Source organism: Lacinutrix sp. WUR7, assembly GCF_016864015.1.
In the GTDB taxonomy this organism is placed as follows: domain Bacteria; phylum Bacteroidota; class Bacteroidia; order Flavobacteriales; family Flavobacteriaceae; genus Oceanihabitans.
In genome coordinates this window covers 1,051,174-1,072,254 of the sequence record NZ_CP045067.1, presented here as the reverse complement: position 1 = coordinate 1,072,254, position 21,081 = coordinate 1,051,174, and the positions used below count along the sequence as shown (strand labels likewise).

Genomic DNA, 21,081 nt, shown 5'->3' with positions numbered 1-21,081 from the left:
ACACATATTCATAACATAAAAAGGATGCCATTTCCATCCTTAACGCAAAAAAGCCTTTCTAAAAAAGAAAGGCTTTTTGTTATTTCGACTATATGCAAACAAAGTATAGAAAGTAATACTCTTTAGTTTCTTTTAATAGCCTTTTTAGTAATCACTACATCATTAGATAAAGTGACTTTAGCAAGATAAGCAGCTTGGCTTAGTTTATCTAAAGTATAGATTTCTGTACTACTGTTTCCGTTTAGGTTATATAGTAGTCTACCTAATACATCATATACTTTTACATTTTTAATTTGTAAAGCATTAGAAGTGCTAAACTTCACCGTGCCATCTGGTTGTTCTATCATGGTAAAGGCGCTGTTTAATTCGTTTTCATTTATAGAAAGAGCAGTTTCTTTAAATACAATTTCAAAACGGTCGTTGTGTTCTCCAGTTTCCGAAGTGAAAGTATAAGGAGCTTCACTTAAATTATGAATAAATCCTAAGGCATTATCTTTTAAATAAATGGTTTGGTTTTCGGTTTCAAACAAGCCGTCTATTGCAGCAATAGCAATAGTGTGGTTGTTTTGAGAAGGAACATGTAAACCTAATGGAATGCTATCAGCATCATCAAATGGTAATGCACGACCTTGTATAACAAAGTTTTCATTGTCAATTAAAGAATAGAAGTTTTGATTATCTGTAATCGCATCATATAAACGATCACGTTGTTGTGTTGCATGATCCACATAACCAACTAAAATACGCGTTGTAGATGCGTTTTCAGAAACTAAATCTAACCAAATACGATGTTTTTCATCTACTTGTTCATTTCTAAAAAAGTCTGAATTAACATATGCTTTGTTTCGCATATCATTTTTAAATTCTACTTTATCATTGCTAGTATTTAACATATTAACCATAAAGCTTTGCCCAGCTGCTATGTCTCCATTAAACCCTGATGGTCCATTAGTAGTTCCAGTTCCGTTATGTGTTATGTAATCATTAGCGGTATAATTAGAACCAAAATTATCATAAAAAGGATCAATAGTTCCATTCGAAGGCAGGTTGCCGTGTGTCCAAATATTAACAAAACCATCTATAACGTTGGTGTTAACAGTGTTTGATAAAAACGAAAGCGCATTTATAGCAGATGGATACGGATTTCCTATTAAATTCCAATCATCATCTTCTTCTCCTTCATCACTACCTCTAAAAACATCTACTGTAAATTCTCCATTAAAAGGTTTACCATTATTAAAAGTGGATGTTATGTTTGCGGCAGTTGTTGTATAAGACTCTGGACCTCTAACAATATATCCAACACCTCTTTGCATAGTTTCTCCAGCGGCAGATACCCAGTTTCCTTGTCCGCCATTTGGATTTGCAATCGTTGGATTCCAACGATAAATTCTATTTGTTGGTGTAGTTGCACCGTAAACATCATTGATAGAAAAACCATCAACAGGGGATGACCAATACACATAATCTAATTTTCTAATATTAGCATTACGCTTCATGGTTATTGGTCCACTATTAGTATCTGTATCGTTTATTTGAATCAAACTACCAGAGTCTTCAATAGTTAAATCACCACCAGTTACAATTACACCGTCATCTACCGTTAAAACTTCAGGAGAATTAATAGTTAAGGCACTAGCTACCATATTTAAATCTTCACCAACTAAAATATTTGTAGGATTTCCTAAGGTTTTAATTCCAGTTCCAGAAATAGTTACATTTTTATACTCCGGACTAAAAGGTGTAATGTTTTGATTTGCTCCTTGATACTCAATAGTAGAATTATCAAGTAACGTAATTATAGGGCTATTCGCATTGCTTAAAGAAGTGTTTGCAAGACCTGAAAAACCATTGGTATTAGATTGTTTAAAAGTACCTGTTCCGGTAACTGTAAACGAACCGTTAGATTGAAATTGAATAAAGGAGTTTGGTCCAGAACCATTTGCAATGGTTCCTACATTATCACCTGAAACTACAATGTTTGCATAATCAGGCACTGGATTAGATAACCTAACAGATTCAAAGCCTCCATTACTATTAAACTCGATAGTTGTATTTGGTTCAAAGGAGTAATTTCCAGTAGCATCTGGTTTCGTTCCAGCCCCAGCCATTATAAATCTACCTTGATCTTCCATGATTAAATTTGTGCCAGAACCACCTAAAGACCAGTTTTTGATATCTACAATAGCATCTTCAGATATGGTGATATTGTTAGAAACACTTGCGGCACTACTAATACCCTTGTATGTTGGTAATCCTGGAGGTAATGGAGGTAATCCTTCTAAAACGTTAGAACCACTAAAGGATAAATTTACATAATTAGGTACTCCAGATAAAATTTGTGTATTATCTGTTCCTGTACCATTTAAATGCACAATTCCGCCTGTTAAGGAGTAGCTACTGTAGTTACTTAATTGCGGTAAATAATCTGTCAATTGCGTATTAGTAATAGTACTTATTCTGTATTCACCATCCGTCATTACCAATCTTCCACTTCCAGAAAAATCTCCAGTATTGGTTCCGATAACAATTCCTTGTTGAATTTCTAATTTACCACCATTAGAGTCTAACGTTATTGCGTTTGCAATACCAATATTATTACTTAAGTTAAGTGTTTTGGTATTATCTATAAGATTTACGTAAACTAGTTTTCCTGTAGAACCCGTGGTTAAAGCATCACCAGTAACTTGATTTTCTCTTCCAACATAATGAAATGTTGCGGTTTGACCATAAGATGTATTCGTTGCAGCAAAATCTTCAACATTACCCTGTGTACTACTATCCCAAATGCCTTGTGGATGTGTTATAAATAAAGTTGCCCCATCTAGTTGCGTAAATCTATTTCTAGCTCCTGATATGTCTTGCACTTCTAGAGCAGTTGTACCATTAAAGCTAAAATCGAAAATAGCTCCACTTTCAACTTCTATACTAGAATCTCCAGTAAACTTTAAGTTTTCATTTAATAAGGTTGCAGTATCTCCACTTTCTATTACAAAAGGAACATTACTACAATTAGGAGCAACTTCAATTGTATGAGAATTATCACCACTAAATATAATCTCTTTTGTAGTTACATCACTATTTACTGTGTTAACTGTAGAACTAATCTCCAGATTTCCTTCAATAATTACTGGGGAATTTCCTGCAGTAACAGTTGGCGTACCATTAAAAGCATGGTGTACATAAAAATCATCATTACTATTAACTGTAACATTACCAAGCACTAAAAAGTTTTGGTCAAAAGTATCATTTGAAAAAGAACCTCCAAAAGTGAAAGCACCATCAGTGACTAATATATTACCTCCATAAGTGGAAGAGATATTAGCAGTTCTATTAGACATACCTAAAACATAAAAAGAAGAATTGTTATTTATTTCAAAATCATTTTCTGTAACATTAATATTCAAACTACTTCCAACAACTGTCCAATGGTCTAATAAACTTGTAGGATTAAAATATAGATTACCAAATTTATAACCATTATCATTATTAGTAATTGCATTAGCAACATTTATTAAACTTCTTTGAGTAGCTGACGCTCCCCAATCCCAGTCATTAATCTCTACCATAGAGCCTCCTTCAAACTTCTCAACGCCATCCCAAATTGGGTGGACATTAGTCATGGTTCCTTGATCGATAGTCATTTTTGCACCATCTCGAACGATTAAGTTTGTTGTGCTTGCTAAATCGATATCACCTCTAATTATTAGTTCAGCAGTAGATTGTACTTCTAAAGTGTTTCCTGCTGATAAAAATTCGGTAGCAACAGGTGGATTATCATTTTCTAGTAATTCAAGAGTTCCTCCTGCCATAACTAAAATATCACAGTCGTAATTATTACTAGCACTTCCACCTCCTGTAACGTATTGATCAATTAAAATACGTGTTATAGTTGTAGATGTGTTTTGTGGTGCATTACCATCAGGTACATTTACCCAAGCCGAGCCATTAAAATATTCCCAATCTCCATTATAAGAAAAATCAGTAGCATATTTTGGTCTAAAATCACCAGAATTGAAAGTGAATAATATAATATCAAAAGGACTAGATATACCATTTAATAGACCAGAAGCACTTGCTGTTAAAGTAAATCCAGTTCCAGAAACTGTATGAACAACACTATTAAAAGTAGCTATGCTACTAGCAGTTGGCTGTGTAATTGGATCACCTGTCATAGTACCAGTAGATGTAATAGAAATGTTTCCTGTCCAATCTAAATCTATATTGGTATTAATATCAGTAGCTTCCACTTGAACAGCAGGAGTCATAGTTGCATTTGTACTTGTAGTACTTGGTTGTTGTAAAAAGTTTAACCTGTCTGCCGTTACCTCAATACGGTTTCTATCACCAATAATACTAGAATTAGCTCCTCCTGCATCTGTTGAAGCAAATACAGAGCCCGTACTGTTTGCTGTTGCATTACTTATTGTAAATTGTAATTGTTCGTTATCACTTACTGTTGCATTAAAACTAACTCTTAATGTTAATGTTAAAGTTCCATTATCTGGTGCGGTAAAATTAGCTCCAGACAATCCTGAAAATGTAATAGTTCCTGCAGCCGTATTAATGGCAGGATTATTGGCACGCATAGCGTTTCCATTAAATAAACCAGCATTTCTAATATAATTAATATGTGCTGTTCCAACGTTAAATGTAATATCGGTAAGTTCTGTACCAAGCGCGTCCGTGTCTGTTGAAGCACCACCATCTTGTATTATAAATCTGTAAACTCCAACGCTACCCGTGGTGTTGGTAAAAGGACCTGCATTTTGAAAATTAATATAAGGGATATTTGAAGTATATGTATAACCAGAATCACTTATAATATCTGAAGCACTACTATTAGAACCATTTCCTTCGATATCAAATGTATAAGGATTTTCATCACCATCATCATTGGCAATACTTATTGTTGCCTGTCTTGCACCTAATCCACTAGGGTCAAATTCTATCGAGAATGTGGTGTTTCCTCCGTCACTAATTGGTGAGCTAGGGTTTGCTGTTAACGTAAAATCTCCAGCATTTGCTCCTCCAATAGTAACATAAGGACTAGCATTGGTTAAAGTTAAATCTGCAGTACCTGTATTATAAATTGTAAAAGTGTGCACTGCTGTGCCCCCTGCAATGGCTACGTTACCAAAATAGGTGTCGTCTAAAGCGTTTGGTGTAGTTGCGCCATTTACAATTTCTGTACTGTTTCCTTGGATTTCTATTTCTGGTTCTGGTGTGGAGGCAATACAATATAGCTCTACTAATTCAATAGTAATTCTTTTTCCGGAAACTGTAGAAAACTCTAAAACAGAGTTTGCCGGAACACCTGTAAAAGATGCTGAATATACATTAAAAGAACCATCTGCAATGGTATTAAAAAATTGCGAAACGCCGTTTAAGGTAACGGTTACTTGGTTTTCATCACCATCCCATCCTTCAGCATTAAATTGAACCGTTACATCTCCAGATACTCCAGGTAATGGATCTGTAAAAATTGAACCAGGACTACTTCCAGAAGCTAACCGTTTTGCGTTAGTACCACTGTTAACAGTATAACCCGATGTGTTTGAAAAATTTCTACCATACATTGTAAAACAAGGCCCACTAATAGTAGTATCATTATTGGAAACTGAAGTTGCATATAGAGGGCCACCTCCACAAGCTGTATCATTATAAGCAAATACAAAATAGTAATAAGTAGTAATTGAACTCAATCCACTGTCTGTAAAAGAATTTCCAGAACCATTGTAAACTATGGTTCCTCCTCCTAAACTATTACCAACAATATAAGTATTTGTGTCTGTTGGATTAACACTTAAAGTACTAGTTGTACTTTGTATTACTAAATAATTATCTGCTCCAGAGGTTGTAAAAGCAACATCCATTGCACTAGCTGTAATGTTTGAAAATAATAGGTTTGAGGCAGAACTAGGTGTTGAGCAAGCGGCACTTACTTCACCTTCCAAATCAATATCAACGTCTGTTGCTCCTGTGCTTGTAGCAGAAATCACTTCATCATAGTTGTTTACAGATAGACCAGATTTTAAACGTACATAAATTGTTTGACTAGCATTTCCGCCAGATTCTGAAACGGTTAAAGTGGAAGGATTGCTTACCCACGAAGCATCATCATTAGAAATCTCATAGTTAGTTGGTGGAGTTAAAACAATATCGTTTGTTAATAAAGCTCCCTCAATAGTAAAACTTTGAGAAGGAGAAGGACCTGTACCAAAAACGTAATCTAAACCTGTAATTGTAGTTGGTGTTGCTGTAATGTTTGGGCTAGCAGGTGCAGCTAATTTATATAGTTTTAATTTTACTTGGTTTGACGTGTATGCAACAAAACGAGGAGAGCCATTATTCCATTGTAACATTCGTGCTGAATTTGAAACATTAGCTAAAGTCCATAATCCACCACTTACTGTTGGTGTCCATCTTTCTGTATTTGCTACAGTGCCATTATAAAAATCTGCATCGTTTGCTGTTGCTCCACTTCTTCCCCAAGAAGCATAGCCTTCATTTGCGTTGTAAATAGTAATGTTACCACCAGAAACAGTAATAATAAAAACGTTAGCAGCTGTATATCCAGTAGTAATTGTAGCACCAGGACTTGTAATTGTAGTGTAATCTATAAGTACACTACCAGAAGTTGTATTTTTCATCAAACCTTGATTAGTGTAACCATCACCAACAATTAGATAATTACCATCGGTAAGTGCTCCTACAGTTGTGATTTGATTGTATGTCTGCCCAAAACCAGACACAAAAGCACATAAAAAGGCTATAAATAATAGAGAGTATTTCTTTTTCATAGGGATAATTAATTAATGCTAACTTTTTAATAAAAAAAAATTGACAAACAAATATACAGTAAAGCTTAAAAATGAAAAGCATAAACATGTTACCAAATTACTTCGTTTTTAACGCTTTAGAGTAAATAATCTTTGAAAAACATATTCAATCGATGAATTGTAAAAAATGAATATTTTTTTATTTAAAATTTTAAGAAATAAAGGTAATTAGCATGGTTGTAATTACTTACCGTTTTTTATGCTGTTTTGGTGTATAAAAAACAAAAGACTCAACGATGAGGTTGAGCCTTTTGTTAAAAAAAAAGAAACGTTTTGTAGAGTGTTATTTTTTTACCGCTTTTTTAGTTAGCACCATATTATTAGATAAAGTTACTTTGGCTACATAGGCAGCTTGGCTTAAATTATCTAGATTGTAGATTTCTGTGCTGCTATTTCCGTTTAAGTTGTATAATAAACGACCCAAAACATCATAGATTTTTACGTTTTTAATTTGTAAATCATTCCCTGTGCTAAATAGTACACTACCATCTGGTTGTTCTATTACCGTGAAACTGTTATGGTATTGGTTTTCGTCTATGCTTAAAGGATTGTTGTGAAATACAATTTCAAACCTATTATTCATTACTCCTGCATCTAGTGAGAAAGTATATGGTGCAATTTTTAAATTATGTATATATCCTAAGACATTATCTTTTAGGTAAATGTTTTGTGCTTCTGTTTCAAATAAACCATCTACAGCAAAAAGTGCAATACTATAATTAGAAGCACTTGTAGCTTTTATTCCTAAAGGAATTACATCGGTATCTACAAATGGTAATGCACGACCTTGAATTTTATACCCTTTATTTTCTATAACGGAATAGAAGTTTTTATTACTATCTAATTCGGATTGTGCATCATACAATCGATCTACTTGCATGGTTGCGTTTTCTATATAACCGACTAAAATTCTTCTTGCTGGTTGTCCTTCTGGTACTAGATCTAACCAGATTCTGTTTTTTTCTGTATTGGCAGTTCTGTAAAATTCAGAATTATCTAAAGAGATATTACGCAGTGAATTATTAAAAACAACCGTTTCTGAAGCAGCTGCTCCATCTACCATATTTACCATAAAACCTTGGGCTGCACCAATTTCGCCATTAAAAGTGCCTGGTCCGGCAGAAGGTCCTGAAAGATTGTATGTTAGGTAGTCGTTTTCGTCATAATTAGCAGCGAAATCATAATAAAAAGGATCTGTAATTGCAGTGCTAGGTAACGTACCATGTGTCCAGATATTCACAGCTCCTTCTAAGTTTGTGTTTAAGTTAAGAAAATCTATTGCGCTAATAGCCGATGGATATGGATTACCCAATAAATTCCAATTGTCATCTTTAACATTATAACCAGTAGGATTAGCTCCTCTAGATATGGTAACGTTATGTTCTCCGTTTAAAGGAACACCATTGTTAAAGATTGCTGTAAATCCTGAAGCAGCAGATGTGCTAAAGGTATTTGGTCCTCTAACAATATATCCAACACCAGGTGTCATGGTATTGTTTGCAGCAGCAATCCAGTTCCCTTGGCTACCATTGCCATTAGTTATGGTAGGATTCCAGCTGTAGATTCTATTTGTTGGTGATGCAGGAGATATATTATTGGTGTTAAAACCAGAAATAGGTGAAGACCAATAAACATAATCCATTTTACGAATTGAGGTAGTACGTTGCATACTAATATTACCCGAGTTTATGGCGTTATCATCTATTTGTACTAGAGAACCACTGTCTAATATGTTAAACGTACCGTAGTTGGTAACTTCAAAGTATATCTCTGCATATTCGTTTTTAGTTACTACTAATGTTTTACCAGCGTTAATAAGAAGACTACAAGCGCTAAAACTTCCGTTTATACTCGTGTCATAATCCCCATCAATTATTGCTACAGTATTTAGATTTGGTGCATTATTAGACCAGGTTGTTCCGTTCCAGGTGGTAGCGCTGGCTTTTGTGATTTCCGCATTTGAAATATTTACACAGGTGCCTGCTTCTGTTACTTCACAATAAAATTGGTAGTTAAATAAATTACTTAAAGGATTCGTATCTCCTCCAATTAATAAATTATCGCCATCTTCTCCTAAGATAGTATATCCTGCAGGAGATGTGCTTGTAACTGCTATCCAAGAATCATTAACAGCATTGTGATAATACCATTGGTAGGTTAAATCGCCAAGGGTATCTGTATCGCCTTCGGTTGCCGTTACAGAAAAATCTAAAACCGCACAATCGCTTGTATTTGTAATAGAAGAAACTAAAGGAGCATTGGTTATTGCGGCAGATGAAAAGATTCCTAAATCATCACAACTTTCTGAAGTAGCGGTTGACCAATCTCCCGCATTATACGTTGCAGTTGGCCCTGTAGCCGTAGGATCTCTTAAAATAGAATATCCATCTTCATCAGGAGCATCTACAGCGTCTATAATTGCACCGTTATTGGTAAGGTACATACTGTCTGATGCATTAATTCCGCCTCCATTATCTATCACATCATACGCAATACCTGTACAGGTAGAAGTACTAGTTCCTAAATTCAAAGTATATACCGTATGTGGTGCAAGTGTTCCAGATAAAGTAATTGTTCTTGTAACACCACCCGCTCCACTATTAGCTGCTTCAGAATATCTTTCAATAGCATAGGTGCTTAAATCAATAGGGTTTACTGTAGGATTGTATAATTCCATATACCAAACATTATTAGCCTCGGAATCGTACACTTCTGATATTATTAAATCGGTAAAATTGGTCGGTCCATAACAAGTTCCTCCAGCTTCTAGGATTGTAAATATATCTGCATGAAGTCTACAGCCTGCTTCTGTAAGTGTAAGATTGTTTGTTGTAGCACCAGCAGGTACGTGGACAATTAAAGTAGTTGCATCTACAAAATCTACTGTAGCAATTATACCACCAAAATTAGCTGTAGTACTAGCTGTAAATCCTGTTCCTGTTACTGTAATCTCTGTTTCTTCTGGACCAGTTGTTGGTAGCATAGAAGTAAATGTATGTGTTGGTGTACAGGAAGGAATTACTTCTATCGTATAATCTGCAATTGTTCCATAACCAGGTTTAGCACAAGGGTCTATTAATGCTTCACTACCACCTTCATCTTGAATAATACGCATTCTGTAGTTTCCAATAGGTTGCCCTGCAGGTACATTAATCGTAAAGTTTACAAAGAGGTTGGTGCCACTAAAAGTAATTGTAGTAGTTCCAATTTTTTCATCTGTATCGTTAAAATTTCCATCTTGGTTCCAATCTATCCAAACTGCACCAGCACCATCAAAATAAGTTCCATCGTTACAATCTCCAAATTCAACGCTAAGTGTATATGCGGTACCATCAAATAAATCTGCAGTCATTGCAGTATTGTCTTGTACGGTATTTGTACAAATATTGGAAGTAATATTATTTATTGAATTATTTTCACCTGTTAGTATAACTCCTTCAATTTCAGAATCACTACTAGACCATGATTCAGGATCGCAGTACGCTAAAGTTGGTGTACAATCTACTTGCACGCCAGAACTCCAACTAGTACCATTATTAGTAAATACGGTATAGGTATAGTTAGTATTATTAGTAAGGTTTGTAATACTTACGGAAGTACCAGAGCCATTATAAACCACAAACCCAGTATCATAAGCTGAACCAGAACCAAAGGTTGCATTGGGAGCATATGTACCGCTATTTCCGGAAGGTGTAGTTGTTAATGCACTTGTAGATGCTATTATTATATAATTATCTAAACATCCTGTTGCTGCTGTCCAAGAGAGACCAACACTACCGTTTTCACAGTTTGCAGTTGCTAAAGCGGTTACGTTATTAGGGGTGACTTCTGCTATATTATGTGTACCACTAGCATAGGCTGTTCCTGTTGCTGTACCGCTGGTAAAAGAAAAATCTGTTGGTGTTATTGCTTCTACTTGTATGGTGTTTCCGTTTGTAGCACCACAAGGAATATCTGCAGTTATAAAAATATAACCAGTGCTTCCGTTAGTAATTGTTTGTGAAAAACTAGAAAAGCTATGTGTGCCAGCACCTAAAGCTGTTGTTATATTTCCTAAACTGGTAGTTGTACCTGCATTAAAAGTATTATCTGTAGAGTAATACGCTTCAAAATTTGTAATATCTGAAGTTAAAGCGGTACCTGAAGTTGTAAAATTAAAAGCGGTTAATTCTGCTTGATAATTAGTTACTGCTAAATCAAAGGCATAAATAACCGTATTAGTCACATTTGCATCCGCCTGAATATTGGTAGCGGTGACAGCAGGATTTGAAGAACTTAATACAATACTTGGTATATCGGTACCATTTCCTTCTACGTTGAAGTTATATGTACTTTCGTTGGCGTCATCACTTGTGATGGTTATTGTTGCTGTTTGTGTTCCAACGGTGGAAGGATCGAAGGAGACTGTAAATGTGGTACTAGAATTTGCAGCAATTGTAGTAGGGAAAGTGCCTATGGTGAAATCTCCTAAATTGGAAACGATACTAGAAATATTTAAAACTAAATCTCCAGTGTTTTCTATGGTAAAAGTATGGACTTGTGCACCACTTGAAATTAATACATCTCCAAAATCGGTGTCATCTGCGGTGTTTATTGCAGTGTTGCCATCTGGTATATCTGTTGCGTTTCCTAGGATGTTGATTTCTGGTTTAGGGGTAGACGCTTCACAATAAAGTTCTACTAATTCAATTGTAACTCTTTTTCCAGAAACAGTAGAAAATTCTAAAACAGAATTTGCAGGAACTGCAGTAAATGATGCTGCATATACATTAAAAGAGTCATCTGTGATGGTACTGAAAAATTGAGAAATACCGTTTAAAGTAACTGTAACTTCTTTTTCGTCTGAATCCCAACCTTTAGCGTTAAATTGTACTGTAACATCCCCAGATACACCTGGTATTGGATTCGTTGAAATTGAACCACCGGAACTTCCAGAAGCTAATCTTTTGGCATTACCACTATTAGTTGTGTAACCAGATGTGTTAGGGAAATCTTTACCATACATTGTAAAACAAGGCCCAACATAAACCACAAAACTTACACTTATGGTGTGGGTAGCAGTTACGTTTGTAAAATCGTAAGAAGTTACAGCACCAACGGAAACACCATCAACCAATACATCATCCACGGCATATCCTGAATTTGGAGTAAACGTATAGCTTTGGTTTGTGCCACAAGTAACACTGGTAGTGACACTAGGCGAGATAGAACCATTAGCTCCAGTCGAAGCCGTTATATCATAAGTGTCTGCGGTATAAACGGCAGTAATCGTGTGGTCTGCGGTAACATTAGTGAAAGCGTATGGATTAGAGGTTATGGCGCTATTGTTTGCTCCATCAACATCCCAATAGGAAAAAGTATGACAAGCATCTGCAGTAGCAGTAAAAGATTGATCGGCATTATCTGGAACGTTAGTTGTACCAGGAGTAATGGTGCCGCCTGTTGCTTGAGTTACTGTAATAAAATTACCAGTGGCAATTGTACCAAGTATTTCGGCATCATCTATAACCCAATCCTCATTAGAATTATTGTTATTTATTATTAATCTTACTCTCAGATTATTAGCATTAGGTAGACCGTCAACTATTATTGTACTATAGCCATCATTAGTTCTATTCCCTCCTCCAGTAGGAGAAAATGTAGTGGCATTATTATCATTATCATAAGTTGTGGAAGCAGTAGCTGTTCCCGTATCAAAAGACCACTTTGCATTAGAATTTCCTTGAACTTCTAACTCACTTGACCAAGTAGTTCCTCCATCAGCACTTACTTCAACATATACTTCATCCCCACTATCAGCTCCGTTTGTAGAAGAACCAAAAGAGGCTAACCGACAAGTAAAATAAACACTTGTGTAGGCTGAAGCATCTATAGCGTCAAAAGTTATTGTTGCTGTCTGGTTGCTTGTTTCAAATCCACGAGTACCACTTACAAAGTTATTGTCATTAGGAACAGGGCCAGTACCTGTAGTAATAAAACCATTTGTATTAGTGTAATTTAAGGTTGGAGTGGCAGGAGTAGTTTCAAAATCCTGTTTAGCTATTGTTGTCTGCGAATAACAGGACAGAATAGCGCATAGGAACGCTAGTAGGTTTAGGGCGTAGGTTTTAATCATAGGGAAAATGTCTTAATAATGCTTCAAAAAAAAGCATAAAACAAGTATGCAATTTAAATTAAATTGTATAAAATCGAAGCGATTAAAGCTATTTTTTTGTTATCAAATGGTTAACCTTTAGCTTTTCAGGTTTTTTTTGAACAATATGGGAAGGCCTTTGTTTTGGGTGTGTAGCACTATAAATAAAGTTTTATTTTAAGGTTTAAAACCTTGTGCGCTAAAGTTTTAAATTGTTTTTTCTTACAAGTTTTTTGCGCTTATTACTTTAATGAAAACCGTAGTTTTAGTAGTGTTTTTTTACTCCAATTTATTTTTTATTTTTTGTTGCATTTATATCAAGATATTTGTCTTTTTACTTCTAAAACTGAAGCGTATCTGTTCGTTTTGTTTCTTTTTTATTATTTATAATGCCAATTTCTTGTGTATGCAGCATCAAAAAATTGTTTTGCTAGGGTTGGTTTTATCTTTATTGCCATAAAAGGGAATAATAATGTTAATATATCGAGCCAGTAGTTTTATTCAGGATAAAATATTTATTTTCGTTTTGTTAAAAAAATAGCATATCTCAAGATGTTTAATAAACAGGTTATTCGCTTGCCCTTTTGGCTAATTAATTTGTTGTAACTATAAATGCATGTAAAGGCTTATGAATACTCACAAAACCTATTCTCTAGATGAAGCACAAAAAAAACTAGAGTTTTACTGTGCATATCAAGAGCGTAGCCATAAGGAAGTGGTTACAAAGCTAAAAGACATGCGCATGATTCCCGATGCCATAGATGTTATTGTGGTGCATTTAATACAAAACAATTTTTTAAACGAAGAGCGCTTTGCGAAAGCTTTTGTTCGAGGAAAATTCAGAATTAAAAAATGGGGAAAAAATAGGTTAAAGCTAGAGCTTAAAAGAAAGGATATTAGTAAAACAATTATAGATATTGCACTTAAGGAAATTGATGCAGCCGATTACCTAGAAACCTTTCATGCGTTGGCAGAAAAAAAAGCCGAAACAATTAAAGAACCGAATAGCTATAAGAAAAAAAAGAAGCTAGCCGATTACTTGTTATACCGAGGATGGGAAAGTCCGCTTGTGTATGACGTAGTAAATACCTTAATAAAATAACCCTTAAAGTAGAAGTACTTTAAGGGGTATGGTTTACCAAAACAAGGTGTAAATAATGACGTTATAAATTAAATATAACTCCTGCATTTACAGTAAATTGGTTGTGTAATTTTTCTGAAGGATCTAGTTTTCCAGTATCGTATTTGGCAAGAGGAACATTTAATTCTGTGAAAACACCAAAACCGTCTGTAAAGAAATAACGAGCGCCAAGGTGTGTACCAAAATTCTTTAATCCAAGGTGTAAACCAGGATATAAATCGAAGGCATCGTCAATGTTTAATACGTTTCCAATATTTGCATTAATTCTTGCTTTGATATCAAATCTTTCATCGAAAGCTTTACCTACATAGTTTGTGTTAATGCCTAAAGAATAACTAGAAGAAACACCAACCGAAATATTTTCTCCTAAACCGTAATCAAAACTAGCAAAAATACCCGTTGCATTGTCTTGAAAATTAGCGCCAACTTGTACTTTTTTATCTCCATTTCCAGAAAAGGATTGTGCTTGTAAAAAGCTAACACTTAGTAAAGTGATAAATAATAATATATTTTTCATTTGAAAGTTTTTAAATTAAAACGATAGCAAAATTAGCTAATTTTTTTATTAGTATTAAGTATTGCTTGCTTGTTTTTATAATCAATCCAGTTTTGTCCTTTTATTTTTCGCATGATTGTATCAAAATGCCTCATGATTGCAATGTTATATACTGCTTTTGCTAGGTTTTTTGGGTTTTTAGGAATAGACCGTAAACTCATAGAAAAACCTGGTGTTATATATTTCATGTAATGCCAGTAACCTTCTGGCATATATAAAACTTCGCCATGATTTAGTTCCGTAATATAGCCTTTAGCGTTTTGTAGGGCTGGCCATTTTTTAAAATCTGGATTAGAGAAGTCTATATCTTCTCTGGTTATTAAAGAGTATGGTATTTTATATAAGTATTTATTTTGGTCCTGATTAAATAATATACATTGTTTTTTACCTTCAAAATGAAAGTGAAAAATATTGGCAAAATCGATATCGTAATGCATAAATGTATGCGAGTCTTTTCCGCCAAAAAAAAGCATTGGTAAGCTTTTCATAAGTTTTAAACCAAAATCGGGAAAGCTAAAGTCTTTTTGAAGTAGGGGTACTTCCTTTAAAATATTCCAAAGAAAAATCCGGTATTTTGTCGGCTCACTTTTCAGTAAATCTACATACGCACTCATTTTCATGGTGGCATGTGCTTCGTTAAAACCGTCTTTGTAGTTTACAGGTCTATCGTCATACAACGGAACCGTTTTATCACCAGCCACTTGTTTTATGTAGTCTAGATTCCATTTTGTGAAAGCAGGCCAATCTTCTATACAACGCTCTATTACCACAGGTTTTTGTGGTTTGAAATAGTGTTTTATAAAATCCGCTTTCGTAATGGTTTTTACTCTAGGGATCTCTTGAAGATGGAGTTTCAATATAATGGGTTTAGAAGCCCAAAGTTACTAAAATGAAAGTAAATTAAATCAACAAACCTATATTGATTGTTTTCGAAAAAAAAGCGATATCTAGAATTTACTGGTTCTTGATATCGCTTTGTTGTTCATCTATTTATTGAAACGTGTATTTTAATCCAAATAACAAATTCCCTTTTGGCATTGGTACTAAGTTCGTTTCTGTGTATTCGGTATTAAAAATATTGTTTGCAATTATAGAAATTTCAAATGCTTTTAGATTATAATTTACACTTGCATCTACAACGGCATAGCTTTGCCCCGAAGTTCTTTCAGCATATTTATAAATAATATTTTGCGATATATTTTTTATAAACTGCGATTGAAAACTTGCTGTTGCATGGTGTTTTAAAGAGTTGATAGAATATCTAGAGAAGTTAGAAGAAACTGTTTTTAAATCGTCTTCTAAAAAGGTGTATCCTGTTGCAATTTTTTGATTAAAAGTACCAATCTTAAAACCATAAGAAGCATTAATTTCTATTCCTTTGGTGTTTAAATCTCTAATATTGGTTGCTTGCCATAGATCGGTATCGTTTTCTTTTACAAAATCGATTAGTTTTTTCGAGTCTCTATTAAAAGCAGCAAAGGAAAGGTTAAAGTTTCCGGTGTTAAATTTAATCCCCAATTCTTCGGCTATAGCTTCTTCTGGATCTAAATTTTCGTTTCCTAATTCACTCGGACTGTTATAATATAAATCGGTATACGTAGGTATTCTGTAGGTGTAACCAATGTTTCCGTAGATTTTTAAAGCATCATTTAGTGTATAGCCAACATCTAAACCAGGAAAGGCATGAAATTTAAAATCGGAAAAATAATTCACCGCAACTCCAGGAGTTATGTCTAATTTATCATCCATAAACGTAAAACGATGTTCTAAAAACATGGTAGTCATAAAACGATTTCTAGATCCTAAATTGTTACTAGATAAAAACACTTTTGCAATATCTACTCCAAAACCAGTAATACCAATATTCGATTTGTAGGAAGCATCTAATGCAGCACCTACTTTATTGGTTTGGTGTAAGTTTCTATAAACAGAAGGATCTTGTCTTATATACACATACATGTCTTGGTTGCGTTTCCAATATAGTTTTGGCTTAAGGGTTAGCTTTTCTTTTTTTATTTCGGAAGAAATTCCAATCAAGCTAGCTTGTGTTTCTTCGTATTGATTAATTGCAGACGGACTAGCATAAAAACCATTGGCACCAAATTTTCTTTCTTGAAACGAAGCGATGAAATTTATAGGTGCTTTATCCGTGTTGAAAGTACTCTTTACAAAATAATTCTGATTATCATAATCGGTGTTATGTCGGTATCCATCCGAAGTATTTCGAGATACATGTATAATATGCGAAGATTTTTCTAACTGACTACCAACCGTTACGCCACCATTTAATTGATTATAAGAACCTGTTTGTGCATTTAGTGTCACTAGATTTCCCATATTCTTTTTGGTCACAATATTAACTGCACCTGTAAATGCGTTTTGTCCAAAAACACGAGCTGCAGGACCTTTAATAATTTCTACACGTTCAATAACTTCTATTGGTAAAGCCATGTTCATGGTATGATGTCCGGTTTGTGCATCGTCCATTTTAATACCGTCGATTAATAGTAGAGTTTGATCAAAACCACCACCACGAATGTATAAATCTGCTTGGCTACCTGCCGTTCCACGACGTCTAATATCTACACCTGCAACTTGTTGTAATAAGTCGGCAACATTAGTGGTTGTACTTTTTTTAATGTCTTTTTGGGTGATAACTGTTATGGTTCTGGAGTTTTTAGAAAACGGTAAATCGATTCTTGTGGAGGTAATAACTACAGAATCTAATTGTTGTTCTTTTTCTAATTCTTGTGCTTGTAGGCTTATAGAAAATACAGCAAGCAAAATAAATAAAACGTTTAATTTCATAATAAAAGGTATTCGTGTTTTTTAGCGCGGCAAAATTAGTAACTTTCCGGATCACTAAAGTAGTCCAGTTTTAAAACAATGCATAGTCCGGTTAACGACAAGTTACAATCCTTAATATATTTTGAGAAGTCGCCAAACACTTCCATTTATATTCAAATAGCACAGCAAATTATCAATGCGATACAGCGTGGGTATTTGACAGAAGGTACTGCTTTACCAGGAACGAGAAAATTTAGCACCTTACTTTCTATAAACAGAAATACTGCAGTTGCCGTTTATGAGGAGCTTGCATCACAAGGTTGGGTAGATGTTATACCTAACAAAGGAACGTTTGTATTAAAGCCTGAAAAGAAAACTGCTGCTATAAAAGGAACGTTGCAAGGATTAGAAAAATTAAAAACGTATCCAGAAACGGCAGGGTTTCCGTTTCAATCTTCTTTTCATTTGGCTTCTACCGAAGAATTTTCGATACATAAATATGTAATCAATGATGGAAAGCCGGATTTAAGACTGCATCCTACACACCAATTTTCAAAATGGTATAGCGCATCGATGAAGCGTGCTTCGTTAATTTCAAAATGGAATCAAACCCAAGATGAATCGTACACCACTTTTAGTAAGGAGCTGTGTAATTATTTAAATGCTACACGAGGTTTTCATATTAAAGCGAATAATATTGTGAGTACTCGAAGTACCGAAATGAGCTTGTATATTGTGTCGCAACTTTTAATAAAAGAAAACGATGTGGTTCTTGTTGGGGATTTAAGTCCGTATAAATCGAACATGATTTTTCAACAAGCAGGCGCTAACATTATAACGATTCCTGTAGATGCGCATGGAATGGATGTCGATTTTATTGAAAAAAACTTTACCAAAAACAGCATTCGTTGTGTGTATGTTTGTGCACACAGGCAATACCCAACTACAGTTACACTTAGTGCAGAAAGACGATTAAAGCTATTGCAATTAGCCAAGGTATATGGTTTTGCGATTATAGAAGACGATTTTGATTACGATTTTCAGTTTGATGGTTCAGCTATGGTTCCTATGGCAAGTGCAGATGGTCATGGGGTTGTTATTTATTTAGGAAGGTTGGGACAGTCGTTTTTTCCTAATTTTCAAATCGGATTTGTAGTAGCTCCAGAAAATATTATCCAGGAAGCTAAAAACTATTTGCAAATACTAGATAAGCAAGGTGATTTAATTCAGAAACAAATACTTACAGAGCTTATTCATGAAGGAGAAATACATCGATTAATTAAAAAGAATATTACGGTGTATAAACAAAGGCGCGATTATTTATGTAGCTGTTTAGAAACCCATTTTAAAGCCCATGCTACTTGGCAAGTACCAGAAGGAGGTTTAGCCGTTTGGTTGCATTTTGAACCTAGAATATCGCTTGTTAAGCTTGCTGAAAAAACAAAAACACATAATTTATTTTTACCGAAAACCATACTGTATCAAAACAAAAAGATTTGCGCGATACGATTTGGTTTTGGACATTTAAACGAAGCAGAAATAGAAAGCGTTGTTCGTATTTTAAGAGCATCTTTTGATGCCGTTGTGCAAGAAACTATTTAGTGATCCAAGAAAGTATTTAATATCTTAAAAAATTTCTCCGGTTCTTCTAAATACGGGTTATGTCCGCTTTGCTCAAACATTTCAAACTGTGCTTGTGGCATAAAGATTTTGTATTGTACCGCGAATTCTGGAGTAGAAACACCATCATAACGTCCTGCAACAATAAGTGTTTTCGCTTTTACATCTTTTAATTGTTGTCGGTAATCTTGATTAATCATACTTCCGGAAACATCAAAATCGCCATCTCTTCCAATAATAGTAGTATACACATCATTTGCCCAACCTCTATGTTTATACTTTGGTACATTTTGTTTCAAGCTGGTGTTGTGATAGTAAATGTATTTGGTTGGAAAGTTACCATACACGGTTTTTAGTGGTTCTTGACTAGACACGTAACCTAATGCACGAAGCGAATCTACTTGTTTCCATTTTTCAGGAAAATGTGTTTTTGCATAATGGTTGTAGCTATCGCAATTGGCTTGCCACATCGCACCAGAATGAAAACCGTTTATTAGTACCATTTTATCTACATTGTCTTTATATTTTATGGCGTATGCTTGCGCTGGAACGGTGCCGTAAGAATGTCCTACTAATGCAATTTTATCATATTTTAAAAGAACACGAAGCTTCTCTATAAGCGCAACATCTGCTTCTACAGAATACTCAGAAGCATCTTTAGCATCATCACTTTTACCACGACCTAGCCAATCAAAAAACACTACGGTATTGGTTTTATAGTATTGCCCAAAATTCCCTTGCATATAATCGTGCGAGTTTCCTGGTCCGCCAGGAAGAAAGAAAATAGGGTCGCCAGAACCTAAAACTTCTACGTTTATTTTGTAACCATCAATCGTGTAGAATTTAGATTCAAATTTTTCAAAAATATCTGGATCTTGTTGTGCGGAAATAATAAAGCTACTTAGCAGCATCAAGACGAATAAAGTTTTAAAAGAGGAATGCATAATTAGTTGTGTTTAGTTTATTATTTAATATCGAATTCGGTATTACAATCATCACATTTATATTTGTCTTTGGTGTAAAAGGGAAGCGTACCAAAAAGGAAACCTATTAAAAATGAAAAGAAGGATTTAAAATCGGTAATAGTAGAAACCATAGCGATATGATTACTGCCACAGTTTACGCATTGTATCGCATTTCCTTCATCATCTACAGAATACTTTTGTATGGTGTCTAGAATATGCTGCGCTTGAAGTGCGTCTTCTACATATACTTTTAATTTTATGCCACCAATAGCGTTGCTTACCAATGGATCGGTTTCAATAGTAAAATTATCACTTAAAAACACAGGAATACCTTCCGATTCTAAACGGCCTTTTATAATCTGCGCTTCTGTAGAATATTGGTATTTCGCTATGGTTTTAAAGATATCGCTCATAATTTCCCGTGAAAACGGGAATCTTTTAGTTAGTCTTAATGATTTCTTAAAGATACAAAAGACCTCACAGGTTTTTAAAACCTGTGAGGTCTAAATTATTAATATTTTTTTAATAAAAAATTATTGTTTTACGATAATTTTTATATATTTGTTATCGTTAAACAATAATAATATAGGTTATGAAAATTAAAATGTTTGGAAAAAAATCGGTTTCAGCATTACTCTTTTGGGTGTTTCTTTTTCTATTAACACTTGTGGTCATAAGTACTGCAATGTATATTCCTAATTTGATTCAAGATGCAAGTTCTATTATGCTGTTAAATCTTGCTCCTTTAGTAAGTTATTTCGCATTATTAATTCCACTAGTCTTTCTGTTTTATGCATTTAAGAAGCGCGTTTTATTTACCAAACAATGTATAAAATACTTGTACCTATTTGCTGTATTTAATTCCTTATCCTTAATATTCACTTGGGTTACTTTTGTTTTCTTTTTAGGGATGGAACACATAGACATGTTCTCTCTGTCGTTTCCAAATATTTTATTAATCACTTTTGCGTTATTTCTTACCTCTATTTTTAAACAGGGATTTTATGTGCAACAAGAAAACGAACTAACTATATAAT

At 34.3% G+C, this 21,081-nt stretch carries 10 protein-coding genes; 3 read left to right on the top strand and 7 right to left on the bottom strand.

What is annotated here, in order from left to right:
- Positions 1-122 precede the first annotated feature (122 nt).
- Both FG167_RS04670 and FG167_RS04665 read right to left on the bottom strand, forming a co-directional pair.
- Positions 123-6,803 (bottom strand): choice-of-anchor D domain-containing protein, encoded by a 6,681-nt coding sequence (locus FG167_RS04670; protein ID WP_203460261.1) that lies wholly within the window; start codon positions 6,801-6,803, stop codon positions 123-125.
- A 322-nt stretch (positions 6,804-7,125) separates the two neighbouring features.
- Positions 7,126-12,957 (bottom strand): choice-of-anchor D domain-containing protein, encoded by a 5,832-nt coding sequence (locus FG167_RS04665; protein ID WP_203460260.1) that lies wholly within the window; start codon positions 12,955-12,957, stop codon positions 7,126-7,128.
- A gap of 646 nt (positions 12,958-13,603) precedes the next feature.
- On the opposite strand from FG167_RS04665, the gene FG167_RS04660 reads away from it, so the two are divergent.
- The gene (locus FG167_RS04660; RefSeq protein WP_203460259.1) at positions 13,604-14,077 is read left to right on the top strand and encodes a regulatory protein RecX; all 474 of its coding nucleotides are present in this window, start codon (positions 13,604-13,606) and stop codon (positions 14,075-14,077) included.
- Between the two features lie 61 nt (positions 14,078-14,138).
- On the opposite strand, the gene FG167_RS04655 is transcribed toward FG167_RS04660, so the two are convergent.
- From FG167_RS04655 to FG167_RS04645, 3 genes are all read right to left on the bottom strand, one after another.
- Entirely contained in the window at positions 14,139-14,633 is a 495-nt protein-coding gene (locus FG167_RS04655; protein WP_203460258.1) for a DUF6646 family protein, read from the bottom strand.
- A 32-nt stretch (positions 14,634-14,665) separates the two neighbouring features.
- On the bottom strand, positions 14,666-15,529 hold the full coding sequence (locus FG167_RS04650; protein WP_203460257.1) for a cupin-like domain-containing protein: 864 nt from the start codon (positions 15,527-15,529) through the stop codon (positions 14,666-14,668).
- Between the two features lie 133 nt (positions 15,530-15,662).
- The gene (locus FG167_RS04645) at positions 15,663-17,480 is read right to left on the bottom strand and encodes a TonB-dependent siderophore receptor (RefSeq protein ID WP_203460256.1); all 1,818 of its coding nucleotides are present in this window, start codon (positions 17,478-17,480) and stop codon (positions 15,663-15,665) included.
- Between the two features lie 78 nt (positions 17,481-17,558).
- On the opposite strand from FG167_RS04645, the gene FG167_RS04640 reads away from it, so the two are divergent.
- Positions 17,559-19,061 (top strand): PLP-dependent aminotransferase family protein, encoded by a 1,503-nt coding sequence (locus FG167_RS04640; RefSeq protein WP_203460255.1) that lies wholly within the window; start codon positions 17,559-17,561, stop codon positions 19,059-19,061.
- Here the strand turns inward: FG167_RS04640 and FG167_RS04635 are convergent.
- Both FG167_RS04635 and FG167_RS04630 read right to left on the bottom strand, forming a co-directional pair.
- Positions 19,058-20,023, bottom strand: coding sequence for an alpha/beta fold hydrolase (locus FG167_RS04635; protein ID WP_239004444.1), 966 nt, complete (start codon positions 20,021-20,023; stop codon positions 19,058-19,060). The two genes, FG167_RS04640 and FG167_RS04635, sit on opposite strands and share 4 nt — an antisense overlap.
- 20 nt (positions 20,024-20,043) lie before the next feature.
- The gene (locus tag FG167_RS04630; RefSeq protein ID WP_203460254.1) at positions 20,044-20,457 is read right to left on the bottom strand and encodes a DUF2007 domain-containing protein; all 414 of its coding nucleotides are present in this window, start codon (positions 20,455-20,457) and stop codon (positions 20,044-20,046) included.
- A gap of 179 nt (positions 20,458-20,636) precedes the next feature.
- On the opposite strand from FG167_RS04630, the gene FG167_RS04625 reads away from it, so the two are divergent.
- Entirely contained in the window at positions 20,637-21,080 is a 444-nt protein-coding gene (locus tag FG167_RS04625; RefSeq protein ID WP_203460253.1) for a DUF2975 domain-containing protein, read from the top strand.
- Position 21,081: the final 1 nt, after the last annotated feature.

Coding starts and splice junctions, on each gene's coding strand:
- FG167_RS04630 (WP_203460254.1), bottom strand. CDS start 20,457: ATGAGCGATATCTTTAAAACCATAGCGAAATACCAATATTCTACAGAA.
- FG167_RS04635 (WP_239004444.1), bottom strand. CDS start 20,023: ATGCATTCCTCTTTTAAAACTTTATTCGTCTTGATGCTGCTAAGTAGC.
- FG167_RS04655 (WP_203460258.1), bottom strand. CDS start 14,633: ATGAAAAATATATTATTATTTATCACTTTACTAAGTGTTAGCTTTTTA.
- FG167_RS04645 (WP_203460256.1), bottom strand. CDS start 17,480: ATGAAATTAAACGTTTTATTTATTTTGCTTGCTGTATTTTCTATAAGC.
- FG167_RS04660 (WP_203460259.1), top strand. CDS start 13,604: ATGAATACTCACAAAACCTATTCTCTAGATGAAGCACAAAAAAAACTA.
- FG167_RS04625 (WP_203460253.1), top strand. CDS start 20,637: ATGAAAATTAAAATGTTTGGAAAAAAATCGGTTTCAGCATTACTCTTT.
- FG167_RS04670 (WP_203460261.1), bottom strand. CDS start 6,803: ATGAAAAAGAAATACTCTCTATTATTTATAGCCTTTTTATGTGCTTTT.
- FG167_RS04640 (WP_203460255.1), top strand. CDS start 17,559: ATGCATAGTCCGGTTAACGACAAGTTACAATCCTTAATATATTTTGAG.
- FG167_RS04665 (WP_203460260.1), bottom strand. CDS start 12,957: ATGATTAAAACCTACGCCCTAAACCTACTAGCGTTCCTATGCGCTATT.